Origin of the sequence: Haladaptatus litoreus (assembly GCF_900156425.1) — an archaeon.
Lineage (GTDB): Archaea > Halobacteriota > Halobacteria > Halobacteriales > Haladaptataceae > Haladaptatus > Haladaptatus litoreus.
In genome coordinates, this window is the sequence record NZ_FTNO01000002.1 from 393,472 (window position 1) to 407,109 (window position 13,638).

Genomic DNA, 13,638 nt, shown 5'->3' on the forward strand with positions numbered 1-13,638 from the left:
ACCCTGCGAAGCATGCAGTGCTACTGGCGACAGGGTTTATATACTAGGTGAGCTGTTGAATTGAAATCAAACAATAGAACGGACAAACAAGGGTGAGCAACCGAACAGAAATCGGTGAGCGAACGTTATTCCTCGTCGTGGTGGTCACCGACGCTCGGTTCGACCACGTAGTTTTCGTACTTCTCTGGATTCGGGAAGAACTTCGTGTAATCGTCGTGGCGGAACGACCCGAGCACCGTGCCGTCGATGGTTTGGACGTGACTGAACATCTCCTCTTCCCGCATCGCGGCCTTGACGAGTGCTGGTGCGTGCATCATCTCGTAAGTTCCGGCGATGAGAATCGCGGTTTCCGTGTCGGGGTCGAGATACTGCGTGAGCATGAACACGCGGGAGGACATCTCCTGACGGAACACCTGATAGGACGGGAAGGTTCCCGCTTCGACCGCCTCGCTGAACTCGTCAGCGTAGTTGTCCGGGATGACGTATACGAATCCGAACCGGTCGGTTCGTCCTGCATCCGGATTCTCGGGCGCTGTGTGGCTGGCCGGGATGTCGATGACGTTCCATCCCTCTTCTTCGAGTTCTTCAGCCATCGCTTCCATGTCATCGAGCGTCCGCTTCCACGCTCCCTTCTCGACATCCGCGTTGGCCGCAATTCGGTCGGCGTAGTCAATGTCCTCGTCACCGATTTCTGGCATACAGCCATGTCAGGTGTCGAAGCGGTAAAAACTGTTGTTACAGCCCCACGCCGAACACGGTTTCCATGATGTACGACGTGGCGAGCACCGCGATACTGGCCACGAATAGCTTCATCGAAGACGGAAACCGTTCCTCTGGTGGAATCGGATAGCGAGACAGCGGCGGAATCCGCTGTACCGTCGCTTGAAATCGCGTCTCCTCGCGCGACCCGATAACTTCGCCTCGCTCTTCGTTTCGCACGATTTCGACACCACCGTCGTCGGTTTTATTGACGTCCCACGGTGCGGACGGAAGCATCAGCAACGTCGCGTAGCCGAAAAGCAGGAAGCCGATGAGGAAGAGGAAGTATTTCACTCCGACGAGGTCGGAACCGAGCGAAAAGCTCACGACGACGCCGACGACGAATGCGAAGCCAGCCACCGCGATTGCGTAGACGAGCGCGTCGAGCACCTGTCGAAACCGCCGTGGGGACTGGTTCGCATCGACCATTACCGCATCGTGTAGGGCGTGAACTCGTCCGGTTCTTCGTAGTCGTCCAGATGTCGGTGACAGTGACTGAAGCGACCAGTGTTGCTCACGACGTTGTCGTCCGGATTTTCGGCGTCACAGACGCTTCCGAACACGTCGCGGAGATAGTTCCGAGCCTGCTTGTCACTGTTGTTTTCGATGTACCCTGCGGCCTCGTCGATGTGCTTTTCGACCTCTCGCGGCACGTCGAACTCGGCGAACAGTTCGTGACGAATTTCGCCGATGTCGGAAAAGCGCGTCTCCATTCCGAGGATTTCTTTCACTTGATCAGTCATCGACCGCTCTGCCCGCGAGCGTTCGCGCACGACTTCGCGGAACACTTCGACGGCGACCCACAGGTCGTCGTCGATGTGCTGGAACTCCTCCGGGCGAATTTTCATCGGACAGCGCGTACTGAACGGACAACCTTTCGGCGGGTCGCGCGGACTTGGTGGCGTCCCACGAAGGGTAACCCGGTCACCTTTCGCCGTCGGGTCGGGGTCGGGAATCGCCGACAACAGCGAAATCGTGTACGGATTTTTCGGATTTTCGAACAGCTCTTCTGCCTCGCCGAGTTCCATGATGTGACCGAGATACATCACCGCGACGCGGTCACAGATGTGGCGAACCACGGAGAGGTCGTGGGCGATGAACAGGTACGTGAGGCCGAACTCCTCCTGCAAATCTTCGAGCAGGTTGAGAATCTGGGCCTGCACGGACACGTCCAGTGCCGACACTGGTTCGTCCAGTACGATGAACTCGGGTTCGAGTGCGAGCGCACGAGCGATACCGATACGCTGGCGCTGACCGCCGGAGAACTGGTGCGGATAGCGATAGTAGTGTTCGGGCTGAAGCCCGACCACGTCGAGCAGTTCGCGGACGTGCTGTCTGCGCTCCCGCGGGGTCTCCCAGTCGTGAACGTCCAGCGGTTCGCGGATGATTTCACCGACAGTCATCCGGTCGTTGAGGCTGGATTCTGGGTCTTGGAACACCATCTGACTGTTCCGTCGCCAGTTTTTGAGTTCAGTGCCGGAGAGTTGCGTGATGTCGGTGCCGTCGAACAGCACTTCGCCGTCAGTCGCGTTCTCCAACTGAATGAGCGTTCGACCGAGCGTCGATTTTCCACAGCCGGATTCACCGACCAGTCCGAGCGTTTCGCCGCGTTTGATGTTTAGCGAAACACCGTCAACGGCTTTGACGGGGTTCGAATCAATGAGTCCGCCCTCACCGTAGTAGGTCTTGAGATTGTTGACCTGTACGAGCGTCTCGCCTTCCGAGACGCTGACTGATTCAGATTCGGTTTGCTGTACCTTGCTCATAGTTCTTCCTCACTTTCTGTTTCGGCGTTGCGATGCATCTCGACAGCCTCGGACTGTGATACGTCCTCCGGATACAGCAGGCATGCAGACGTGTGATTTTCCGCATCCTCGTTGACCGAGAGCGGTACGGGGTGAACTTTGTCACACTCTGCGAAAGCTTTGGGACACCGAGGCGCGAACCGGCAGTAGGTCGCCGGTTCGTTCGGCGTCGGCACGTCGCCCTCGATAGTTTCGAGGCGAGTCGCGTCCGGGTTACTTCCAGGAATGCTCCGCAGAAGTCCTTGCGTGTAGGGATGCCGTGGATTTTCGAACAGTTCGACGACGGGAGCACTTTCGACGATTTCGCCCGCGTACATCACGTTGACGCGGTCTGCGATTTCGGCGATAACGCCCATGTCGTGCGTGATGAACATGATTGCGAGGTCGCGCTCTTCCTGAAGCTCATCGAGCAGTTCGAGGATTTGCGCCTGAATCGTCACGTCCAGTGCGGTCGTCGGTTCGTCACAGATGAGCAGTTCGGGGTCACAGGCCAGCGCCATCGCGATAACAGCACGCTGGCGCATTCCACCCGAGAACTCGTGTGGATACTCTTTGACCCGACGGGAAGCGTCCGGAATCCCGACTGCTTCGAGTAGGCTGATAGCTTCCTTCGTCGCCTCCGTTCCGCTGAGGTTTTGATGAAGCTTCAGCGCCTCTTTGATTTGGTTCCCGACACTGTAGACGGGGTTCAAACTCGTCAACGGGTCTTGGAACACCATTGCGATGTCCCCGCCGCGCAGTTGTCGGTACTGTTTTTCCGACTTCGAGGTCAGCTCCTCGCCTTTGAACTTGATACTGCCGCCGAGAATCCGTCCCGGCGAATCGACAAGCCCCATGATGGAGCGTGCGGTCACGCTCTTTCCGGAACCGGACTCGCCCACGATACCGACCGTCTCACCGCGCTTGATGTCGAACGAGACACCGTCGCAGGCGCGGATAACTTCCTTGTCGGTAAAGAACGCGGTTTGGAGGTTCTCCACCCGCAAGATTGCGTCCTCGCTGGTTTTCGACGTGGAGTATTGGCTCGACGCCATTATGCACCACTCCCTCCTGCCGCGGCGACTTCGGAACTACCGTCTTCACCGGAGTCACTCTGTGGGTCGATGGCGTCACGGATGCCGTCACCGAGTGCGTTGAATGCGGTTACGACCAGCACGATGAGCACACCCGGAATGAACGAGATGTGCCACGACTGCGTCGCAACGTATGTCTGTCCAACGTCAACTGCACGACCCCACTCGGGCGTCGGCGCCTGGACACCGAGTCCGAGGAACGAGAGTCCTGCAACGGCTATGATGATGCCACCGAGCGTCATCGATGCGTACACGAGTAGGTAGCCGAGGATGTACGGTGCCATGTGTTTTTGCATTGTTACGCGTGGTTTCTGTCCAAAGCTTCTCGCTGCGTCGATCCACTCCTGTTCCGCCACTTGGAACGCGGGACCACGGACGGCACGCCACAAGAACGGCCATCCTGTAGCGGCGAACAGCAACGCCAAGAGGAAGCCGCCGTTATAAATGCCCGCTATCCACGTCCCTTGGAGAACGAAGGAGAGTAGGATGAGGAACAACAGTCTCGGGAGCGACATAATCGAGTCACCCACGATGACGACGGCGAGGTCAATGAGACCCTTGTAGTATGCCGTCAGCAGGGCGAAGCCTGCCGCTATGAGACCGCTGAGACCGATAGCGACGACACCGATAAACAGCGAAACACGCGCACCGTGTACCATGAATGTGAACATGTCCTTCCCGGATGGCATGGTACCGAACGGATGCCATCGGTCGAACTTGTCGTAGGTCATCGGACCCACGTTGGCACCGGCGCCTTCTGAACCCGACCCGCGGTTTGCCTCACCGATGAGGGTAGTCTCGACTTGTCCTGTTTCCTTGTCCAGATATTTGGTTTCGTAGGAGAACGGATTTTCGATGGTTCGTTCCACCGTCGTCGTACCGAGCGCCGGGGCGAAAACCGCCATCACGACGAACATGAAAACGACGATGAATCCGAACAGTCCCCACGAGTGACCGCGGAATCGGTTGACCATGTCGTCACGCGGAGTCCACTCCGCGTAGCGGTAGTGCTCGCGGAACGTCAGGTAGCCGCGCCAGAGCCAGTACAGGAAGATGAGGGCATACGCGTAGACGAGCACGACGCGAAGCGCCCAGACGATTGCCGGAGACAGTCCGAGGAACGTTCCGCCCCACCCGCCACCGGGCAGTCGCCATCCGGCGTTGTCGAAGACCTCCCTCGACAGTAGCGTTGGAATATTTGCGAGTGCGTCACCAACAGTGGCGAACGGCGCGGCGATGGATGTCATGAACGACGGCAGTTTGTCCATCAGCAATTCCCACGGCATCGCCATCACGGTACTCGCCAGCGCGCCGAATTCGAGCGCGACGAGAAGGGCGAATCCAGCGAACCAAAGCATCGCCGGGCGTGGATTGTCTGCGATACGTTCGCGGATCGGTCGTTCGTCTTCAGCGTCAGGAGTACGATTCATTTTAGGCACCTCCATCGTATCCGACACGGGGGTCGATGACGGTGTACAGGAAGTCCTGTAGAATGTTTATTATCACGACGAGGAGGATGAATATGAACATCAACGAACCGACTAGCGGTAAGTCCCCGTTCATGACTGCGGTGAAGAACAGGTAGCCGATTCCGTTGAGGCTGAACACCGTTTCGACGAGCACGGAGCCACCGATGAGCAGGTACGCCTCACCCGTAATAATCGGGACGAGCGGGATGAGCGCGTTCCGGAAAATATGCTTCCAGACGAGCGAGCGGGGTGGAACCCCCTTCGCTCGTGCAGTTTCGATGAAGTTGGAGTTGACCGTCTCTAACACGGCAGTTCGGCCGATACGCATCTCGTTCCCCATGGACGCAGAACCGAGGACGAGCGCCGCTGGTGCGATTTTCTTGGTGGCGGCGAGGAACTGGTCTAAGTTCGTCAAGTTGGTCAAATCCGGACGACCAATCACGCCAACCGGAACGATCCAGTTCTGCCAGTCGAATCCGAACAGGATACCCTCGGACTGTGAGAGAACCTGCGTCAGAATCACTGCCAGCCAGAAGTTCGGCATGGCACGCCAGACGATACCGCCGAACGAGGCGGTGTAATCGCTCCACGTGTTCGGGTTAAGCCCGGCGTAAAAGCCGAGCGGAATACCGATGAAGAGAGCGATGAGCACAGACCAGAATCCCAGCCAAAGCGTAACTGGGGCGTATTGCATTATCATCGAATACACGCTGGTGTCTGGTTGAAGCACCCACGAATTCCCCAACTGCAGGGTAAGCATGTTAGTCATGTACTCGATATACTGCTGCCAGAGTGGTTGGTTCAATCCGAGTTGGTTTTCGATTTGTTTGTACGCTTGGGGGTCCCCTGTCGGGCCGAGAATTGCCCCGACGGGGTCAAGCGGTCCCATCCGGATGACGACGAACGTTATCGTCGTCCCGAATAGCAAGATGGGAATGGACAGTAGTAGGCGACGAGCGAAGTAGCGCCATCGACTCATGATTCTCCGCTCACCTCCTGATTTTTGTTAAGCGTGTTGTGCGGTAGGTTGCACCCTATGGTAACCGCGTTCATGGCTGATACATACCCGTATTTTGCGCTCCACTCATTATGTCTTGCGATAACATCATCGTAAATTTGGACAGATACATATCTGTCACGGAGCCTGCGTCAAAAAATAAACGACGACAGGTCGTTAGTTGGTGCGTTCGCCAATTTCGACGTTGTTGTACATCTGGCGACTGTAACCAGCGCCACCGTACTTGGGCACGTCAACCCATTCGTAGGAGAACCGCTCTTCTAGGTTGTGGTAGGTCGGGAGGAACACGACGTCTTCCCAGTTGGCCTCTTCCATAGTGACGTAGGCCTCGTTACGGGCGGTCTGTGCTTTGTCCGTTGGGCCACGGTTGCTTTGGATTTTCTCCCACGCGCTCGTCGCCTGGTTCGCGGCGTCGGTACCCGACCAGTTCGTGTACGACTGCGGCGAGGACTTCGAGGTGTCCGTCAGCGGCGGGTAGAGCAGACCGAGGAAGTTGTCCGGTGCTGGCCAGTCCATGACCCACCCGAGTGAGTACGCTTGGAGATTACCCTTGCGACCACGCGAGAGGAGCGTGTTGAACGGTGCCGTCTCGACTTCCATGTTGACGTTGACCGATTTGAGTTGGTCGCGGAGGATGTTGCCCACTTTGGGCCACGTGGTCGAAGACTGGTAGACCGTGAACGTGAAGCTGAAGTTCTCGTTACCCGGGCCGTAGCCAGCGTCCTTCAACACCTGCTCTGCTTTGTCACGCTGATTTGTGTTGTACCCGTACGGGTAGTTGTTCTCAGCGTGGGATTTGTACTCCTTCGCACCGCCGGGGTAAATCATCGGCGGGGTGAAGTGGTGGGACGCTTCGCCGCGACCCTTGAACACTTCCTTGACGAGGCGCTCCTGGTTCATCAGGTACGCACAGGCCTGTCGGACAGCCTTCGGAACGGCTTCCGTGTTGAAGCCCATGTAGTACGAACTGATGGTGGAAACGCCGAGGTAGTCCATCGTCGCGCCACCCGCGGTCGAACCGTACTTGCCGACAGTACGGCCTTGGTCGTCGGTGCTGGTGTCCTTGATCTTGTCCTGACTGTATTTGGAGGTTGGAAGGTTTCCGGCGTAGAGGATGTCCGCGTTCTTGTTGATGAAACCGTAGGTGTGCTGGGCGTCCGCGTCGGACGAAATCATCCAGTGGATGCCGTCGACTTTCGCCTTCTCACCGTGGTAGTTCTCGTACTTCGAGACTTCCGCGTGGTCGTCGCTCGTCCACGATTTGAACTTGAACGGCCCGGCACCGACGGGTTCTTTCGTGGCGAACTTGCTGTGATCGACTTCGCCGTCGTAGCCTTTGATGTCGCCGATGATTCCCTCTGGAATGACTGCGAAGGAGGTGTAGGCGAGCATCTCCAGCGTGGAGTGGAACGGCTCGGTGAGCGTCATTTCCAGTTCGTAGTCGCCCGTCGATTTGAGCGACAGCGAGTCGGACTTTGCGACGGTCAGTTCCTCTTTCTCACCCTCTTCGTTCGTGTACGTTTTCGTGGTAGTCTCGTGTTCGACACCGATGGAGTCGAGAATAAAGTACGAACGGCGGGAGTTCGTCGATTCGGCGAGACGCCGCCACGAGTAGACGACGTCGCTTGCCGTAACTTCGTTTCCGTTGTGGAATTTGACGCCTTCCTTGAGTTTGAATGTGTACGTCCGCTGGTCGTCGGAAACTTCGTGGCTCTCGACGAGCAGGTTCTCGACCGCAATTTCCGCGTTCGGATAGTTCATCAGCGGGTCGAAAATCTGCTGAATGACCGTTCCGGATGCCGTGTCAGTCGCCTTGACCGGATCCAGCGTGGTCATCGTCGAGTTGATGAGCTGGAGTTTCTTCCCACTGCTGTCGCCGTTTCCGTTACCGTTACCGTCACCGTCACCATCGCCACCGCCAGTACAGCCAGCCAGCGCGGCAGCCGTTGCCGCACCACCAGTCGCTTGCAAAAACCGCCGACGGGTCAGGTTGTCAGTATCTGTCATCCATCAACGGCTTGTGTGTCACGGCGGATAAACTTACCGCTTAGGATTGGCACCCTTACGGTCTTAAACAGCGTTTTAATTGCAGAAGGCGTCGGGTTTAGGTATTCATTGATGAAGAAATAGTTCGATAGGCGTAGTGAAACGTTCGGCTATGAACGTTATAGGAAAAATGGAACGTATCAGCTATGAAATGATGCAATACGTTCGTGAAACGCGCCATTATTTCGTGTTTTGTTCAGTTTTGGGACAGAATATTGTCAGTAGCTAGACTGAGTGCCAGCGTTTCGGTGTGCTTATATCCTTTGGTACACACTCTCAAAGTATGACGCCGGATACGGCAGCAGTGTCGGTGTCGGTTGCAGATGACTCCGAGGTCATGGCCTCGGTGGACGATGACGGGAACACGAAGCGGCTCGTCATCGCAGACATCTCATGCGAGGATGCATGGATTTCCATGCGTGTAGAAGGCACAACCTCGCTACCGGACTGGCGATAATCCCCGATAACTCGTTTCGCTCCCCGAACAGCCCCCCACAACGCATTTTGTTTTCTTTCCCGTTCGAGAAGTGACGACGCATTCCTGTTCAGATTGTGATTGGAAATGGGTGCCATCCAGAAAACGTTCACCACGTCGAACACGATGAGAGAGGAAACAGCGCAATACTGAACCTTTTTTGTCCTTGGTGCGGTTCCATGCAGACATGAACTATCGGGAGGTCACCGGGGAACAGGAGTTCGTCGCCCGACTCGGACACGGCGCGGATTGGCGCGCTGAAATCGAATCGCTGGCAGAAGACGAGGATGTCGATTCCGCGTGGTTCGTCGCCATGGGCGCAGTACAGGACGCGGACGTGTGGTTTTACGACCAAGACGAGAAGGAGTACCGAGAAGTGAGTTTCGACGAACCGCTCGAAGTCGCCTCCTGCGTCGGCAACGTCTCGCTCCTCGACGGGGAACCGTTTGCACACACGCACGTCGTTCTTTCACGTCGGTCGGGCCAAGCAATCGCGGGGCACCTCGATTCAGCAACCGTGTTTGCAGGGGAGTTGTACATGCGAACGTTCGAGGAACCGCTGGTTCGCGAACACGACGACGCGACCGAGTTAGACCTCTGGCTCTAACATGCGAGAAGAAGACCGGCAGTATTTCGAGCGACTCGAATCGCAGTTGGACGAGGCGTTCGACGTTGCCGAAACCGCGCGCGAAAACAGCGGCGACCCGCAACCGGAAGTCGAGATTCCGGTCGCCAAGGACATGGCCGACCGTGTCGAGAACATCCTCGGTATCGAAGGCGTCGCGGAGCGCGTCCGCGAACTCGAAGGGCAGATGTCCCGTGAGGAGGCCGCACTCGAACTAGCGGAAGACTTCGCAGAGGGGAACGTCGGAGATTACGATACCCGTGACGGCAAAGTCGAAGGTGCGGTCAGAACCGCAGTCGCCCTGCTGACAGAGGGTGTGGTCGCCGCACCAATCGAGGGTATCGACCGCGTGGAAATCCTCACGAACGACGACGGTACCGAGTTCGTCAACGTCTACTACGCCGGGCCGATTCGCTCCGCGGGTGGAACTGCACAGGCGCTGTCGGTACTCGTTGCCGACTACACTCGCGCACTCATCGGGTTGGACGAGTTCAAAGCCAGAGACGACGAAATCGAGCGATACGCCGAGGAAATCAACCTCTACGATTCCGAAACCGGGTTGCAGTATTCGCCGAAGGACAAGGAGTCGAAATTCATCGCGGAAAACATCCCCGTCATGCTAGACGGGGAGGCAACTGGCGACGAGGAAGTTTCCGGCTTTCGTGACTTGGAGCGCGTCGATACCAACAGCGCCCGGGGCGGAATGTGTCTCGTTCTCGCGGAGGGGATTGCACTCAAAGCGCCCAAGATTCAGCGATACACGCGAAATCTGGACGAAATCGACTGGCCGTGGCTCCAAGACCTCATCGACGGCACCATCGGCAAGGACGACGAAAACGAAGAATCGGCGGCGCAAGCCGACGATTCCGAGGGCGAGGACGAAACAGAGACGGCGGACGAAGAGGCAGAAACCGACGAACCGGACGGCCCACTGCGCGTCGAACCCGCGACGAAGTTCCTCCGTGACCTCATCGCCGGGAGGCCCGTGTTTACCCATCCGAGCGAAGCGGGCGGCTTCCGCCTCAGATACGGGAGAGCACGGAATCACGGATTCGCAACCGCGGGCGTCCATCCCGCGACGATGCACCTCGTGGATGACTTCCTCGCAACGGGAACACAAATCAAAACCGAGCGCCCCGGAAAAGCGGCAGGCGTCATTCCGGTGGACACTATCGAGGGGCCAACGGTGCGCCTCGCAAACGGCGACGTTCGAAGAATCGACGACATCGAGGAAGCCGTCGAGGTGAGAAACGGTGTCAAGCGGATTCTCGACCTCGGCGAATACCTCGTCAACTACGGCGAGTTCGTGGAGAACAACCATCCGCTCGCACCCGCCTCCTACACGTTCGAGTGGTGGGTGCAGGACTTCGAACATTCGGGGGCGGACGTGCAGGCCATGCGCGACAACCCACACATCGACCTCGAAAATCCGTCCGTCGAGGAGGCGCTCGACTGGGCAATCGAGTACGATGCACCACTGCATCCGAGTTGTACCCACCTCTGGCACGACATTTCGGTTGGAGAGTTCGACCTGCTCGCCGAGGCCGTAGAGGCGGGTGAAATTCGTGATGGGCGACTGCACCTCGAAAACACGGACGACGTTCGAATCGCGCTCGAACACCTTCTCGTCCAGCACTGGCAGGGCGAGGAAATCGAGATTTCCGAGTGGAAACCGTTCGTTCGCTCGCTCGGATTCGACGACGACCTGAACAGGGACTGGGATGGCATCGACGATTTATCTCGAAAAGCGCGAGAGTGGGGGAAAGACGGAGACGGGAACGGAGACGGAGACGATGCGGAAGTCGCTGGCGGCACAAATGCAATCGAAGCAGTCAACGAAGTCGCGCCGTTCACAGTCCGAGAGCGCGCGCCGACGAGAATCGGGAACCGGATGGGACGGCCCGAAAAGTCGGAAAAACGCGAACTCAGCCCGGCAGTTCACACGCTGTTCCCACTGGGCGAAGCGGGCGGCGACCAGCGCGACGTGGCGAAGGCCGCGAAGCATACAGAAGGCATGTCAGGCGTTCGTGGACAAGCGGAACTTCGAATCGGTCGCCGGGAGTGTGAGGACTGCGGAAACCTCACGTTCAAATGCAAGTGTCCCGACTGCGGCGGCAACACGTATCCGGATTACGAATGTCCCGACTGTGGCACGACGGTCGAACCGGACCAGTCCGGACGCGCGGAATGTCCACGTTGTGAAATCCTCGCGACGAGCGTCGAACCGCAGACCGTCAATCTGAACGACGAGTACAGAGGCGCGCTCGAATCGGTCGGCGAGCGGGAAAACGTCTTCGACACGCTCAAAGGTGTCAAAGGGTTGACTTCGGCGCACAAGACGCCCGAACCAATCGAAAAAGGAATCCTTCGCGCGAAACACGGCGTCAGCGCGTTCAAGGACGGGACGATTCGCTACGACATGACCGACCTGCCCGTGACGGCAGTTCGCCCGAACGAACTGGACGTGAGCGCCGACCAACTCCGCGCACTGGGCTACGACGAGGACATTCACGGCGAACCGTTCCGGCACGACGACCAACTCGTGGAACTGCGGGTGCAGGACATCGTCCTCTCCGACGGGGCAGCGGAACACCTGCTCAAAACCGCCGATTTCGTGGACAACCTCCTCACCGATTACTACGGACTCGACCCGTTCTACGAGATGGACGAACGCGAGGAACTGGTCGGCGAACTCGTCTTCGGGATGGCCCCGCACACCTCCGCCGCAGTCGTTGGACGGATTATCGGGTTCACGAGTGCGGCGGTTGGGTACGCGCATCCGTATTTCCACGCGGCGAAGCGGCGGAACTGTTTCCACCCGGAAACCAAGGTTTGGTATCGTGACGAGGATGAAAAGTGGCGATACGATGAGATTCAGCGGTTGGTCGAAGAACGACTGAAGAACCCGAAAGAGGACGATTTCGGTGCGTTGGTAGAAGAGTTAGACTGTGAAGTTCTGGTTCCCTCGATAGATGAAAACGGAAACGTTGTTCGGAAACCAATCGAGGCAGTTTCGAGGCATCCTGCGCCGGAGCATCTGGTCGAAATAGAGACGCGAAGTGGACGGGAAATAACTGTGACACCCGACCACTCGATGCTCCAGTGGCATGACGACAGCCTCGAAGAAATTGAGGCGCGGGAATTGGAAGTCGGTATGTCGGTTCCCGGTTTCTCTCGGAAACCGGGAACCGACTGCTTGAAAGTGGAAGTAAGTTCAGGAGTAGTCGCAGACGGCGGTTCGTTCGAGCGTGACGAAATAACCAGAGTCGAAATCGTACAGTCGGAGATTTCGCACACCTACTGTGTCACTGTCTCGGACACCCACACACTCGTCGCAAACGACCTCTACGTCGGTCAGTGCGACGGCGACGAAGACTGCGTGATGCTCCTCATGGACGGCCTGCTCAACTTCTCGAAGGAGTTCCTGCCGGACAAGCGGGGCGGCCAGATGGACGCCCCGCTGGTGATGTCCTCGCGCATCGACCCATCCGAAATCGACGACGAGGCGCACAACATGGACATCGTGGAGCAGTATTCACGGGAGTTCTACGAGGCCACGCTGGAGATGGCCGACCCGGAGGACGTGGACATCACCATCGCGGAGGACTACCTCGGCACCGACGAGGAGTATACCAACTTCCGGCACACCCACGACACCTCGAACATCGCACTTGGGCCAGACCTCTCCGCCTACAAAACCCTCGGGTCGATGATGGACAAAATGAACGCGCAGTTGGAGCTGGCCAGAAAAACGCGGGCAGTAGACCAGACAGACGTGGCGGAGCGCGTCATCGAAGGGCACTTTCTGCCAGACCTCATCGGAAATCTTCGCGCCTTTTCGCGGCAGGAAACCCGGTGTCTGGACTGTGGCGTAAAATACCGCAGGATGCCGCTTTCCGGCGACTGTCGGGAATGCGGTGGCCGGGTGAACCTGACGGTGCATCAGGGGTCGGTGAACAAGTACATGGACACCGCGATTCAGGTGGCCGACGAGTACGACTGTCGGGAGTACACGAAACAGCGACTCCAGATACTGGACAGGTCACTGGAGAGCGTGTTCGAGAATGATAAAAACAAGCAGTCCGGGATTGCGGACTTTATGTAATCCCGCGAGCGACGAAGAGCGAGCGGAACTTTTTGATGCAGATTTTTGTGAGGAATGGTGCCCACAGTGAGCGAAGTGAGCGAGGACACCCGACGGAGCAAAAAGGTGCTTGCAGGACGACAAAAACAAGCAGTCGGGCATTGCGAACTTTATGTGAGCTCTGCGGGCGAGCGCGGTGAGCGAGCGGGATGTTTTTCCGGTCAGGTTCAAACCTTTCGAGAGTTCGTACTGCCCGGTACTCGACCGAAACGCAGTGAAGCCCA

Annotated in this window: 10 protein-coding genes; 3 read left to right on the forward strand and 7 right to left on the reverse strand. The window is 57.6% G+C overall.

What is annotated here, in order from left to right; translation table 11 throughout:
- Positions 1 to 125 precede the first annotated feature (125 nt).
- The 7 genes from BW974_RS13115 to BW974_RS13145 form a co-directional block, all read right to left on the reverse strand.
- Entirely contained in the window at positions 126 to 698 is a 573-nt protein-coding gene (locus BW974_RS13115; protein WP_076430711.1) for a DUF7529 family protein, read from the reverse strand.
- 37 nt (positions 699 to 735) lie between these two features.
- A complete protein-coding gene (locus BW974_RS13120; protein WP_076430712.1) occupies positions 736 to 1,188 on the reverse strand; it encodes a DUF7555 family protein in 453 nt (150 codons plus the stop codon).
- Positions 1,188 to 2,525, reverse strand: a complete 1,338-nt coding sequence (locus BW974_RS13125; protein ID WP_076430713.1) for an ABC transporter ATP-binding protein — start codon at positions 2,523 to 2,525, stop codon at positions 1,188 to 1,190. The genes BW974_RS13120 and BW974_RS13125 overlap by 1 nt, the downstream gene beginning before the upstream one ends.
- Entirely contained in the window at positions 2,522 to 3,598 is a 1,077-nt protein-coding gene (locus BW974_RS13130; protein WP_076430714.1) for an ABC transporter ATP-binding protein, read from the reverse strand. Before BW974_RS13130 ends, BW974_RS13125 begins: the two co-directional genes overlap by 4 nt.
- On the reverse strand, positions 3,598 to 5,067 hold the full coding sequence (locus tag BW974_RS13135; protein WP_076430715.1) for an ABC transporter permease: 1,470 nt from the start codon (positions 5,065 to 5,067) through the stop codon (positions 3,598 to 3,600). The genes BW974_RS13130 and BW974_RS13135 overlap by 1 nt, the downstream gene beginning before the upstream one ends.
- Position 5,068: 1 nt before the next feature.
- The gene (locus BW974_RS13140) at positions 5,069 to 6,085 is read right to left on the reverse strand and encodes an ABC transporter permease (RefSeq protein ID WP_076430716.1); all 1,017 of its coding nucleotides are present in this window, start codon (positions 6,083 to 6,085) and stop codon (positions 5,069 to 5,071) included.
- Positions 6,086 to 6,280: 195 nt separating this feature from the next.
- Positions 6,281 to 8,131 (reverse strand): ABC transporter substrate-binding protein, encoded by a 1,851-nt coding sequence (locus tag BW974_RS13145; RefSeq protein WP_175609695.1) that lies wholly within the window; start codon positions 8,129 to 8,131, stop codon positions 6,281 to 6,283.
- A 322-nt stretch (positions 8,132 to 8,453) separates the two neighbouring features.
- Here BW974_RS13145 and BW974_RS25690 point away from each other — a divergent pair, with 322 nt between their 5' ends.
- The 3 genes from BW974_RS25690 to BW974_RS13155 all read left to right on the forward strand — a co-directional run bounded on the left by BW974_RS25690 (position 8,454) and on the right by BW974_RS13155 (position 13,375).
- Positions 8,454 to 8,627, forward strand: coding sequence for a DUF7556 family protein (locus BW974_RS25690; protein ID WP_175609696.1), 174 nt, complete (start codon positions 8,454 to 8,456; stop codon positions 8,625 to 8,627).
- Positions 8,628 to 8,832: 205 nt separating this feature from the next.
- The gene (locus BW974_RS13150; protein ID WP_076430717.1) at positions 8,833 to 9,252 is read left to right on the forward strand and encodes a PPC domain-containing DNA-binding protein; all 420 of its coding nucleotides are present in this window, start codon (positions 8,833 to 8,835) and stop codon (positions 9,250 to 9,252) included.
- Position 9,253: 1 nt separating this feature from the next.
- Positions 9,254 to 13,375 (forward strand): DNA-directed DNA polymerase II large subunit, encoded by a 4,122-nt coding sequence (locus tag BW974_RS13155; protein ID WP_076430718.1) that lies wholly within the window; start codon positions 9,254 to 9,256, stop codon positions 13,373 to 13,375.
- Positions 13,376 to 13,638: the final 263 nt, after the last annotated feature.

Excerpts from the sequence above, each read along its gene's own strand:
- BW974_RS13150 (WP_076430717.1), top strand. The coding sequence starts at position 8,833 with ATGAACTATCGGGAGGTCACCGGGGAACAGGAGTTCGTCGCCCGACTC.
- BW974_RS25690 (WP_175609696.1), top strand. The coding sequence starts at position 8,454 with ATGACGCCGGATACGGCAGCAGTGTCGGTGTCGGTTGCAGATGACTCC.
- BW974_RS13120 (WP_076430712.1), bottom strand. The coding sequence starts at position 1,188 with ATGGTCGATGCGAACCAGTCCCCACGGCGGTTTCGACAGGTGCTCGAC.
- BW974_RS13115 (WP_076430711.1), bottom strand. The coding sequence starts at position 698 with ATGCCAGAAATCGGTGACGAGGACATTGACTACGCCGACCGAATTGCG.
- BW974_RS13125 (WP_076430713.1), bottom strand. The coding sequence starts at position 2,525 with ATGAGCAAGGTACAGCAAACCGAATCTGAATCAGTCAGCGTCTCGGAA.
- BW974_RS13135 (WP_076430715.1), bottom strand. The coding sequence starts at position 5,067 with ATGAATCGTACTCCTGACGCTGAAGACGAACGACCGATCCGCGAACGT.
- BW974_RS13130 (WP_076430714.1), bottom strand. The coding sequence starts at position 3,598 with ATGGCGTCGAGCCAATACTCCACGTCGAAAACCAGCGAGGACGCAATC.
- BW974_RS13155 (WP_076430718.1), top strand. The coding sequence starts at position 9,254 with ATGCGAGAAGAAGACCGGCAGTATTTCGAGCGACTCGAATCGCAGTTG.
- BW974_RS13140 (WP_076430716.1), bottom strand. The coding sequence starts at position 6,085 with ATGAGTCGATGGCGCTACTTCGCTCGTCGCCTACTACTGTCCATTCCC.
- BW974_RS13145 (WP_175609695.1), bottom strand. The coding sequence starts at position 8,131 with ATGACAGATACTGACAACCTGACCCGTCGGCGGTTTTTGCAAGCGACT.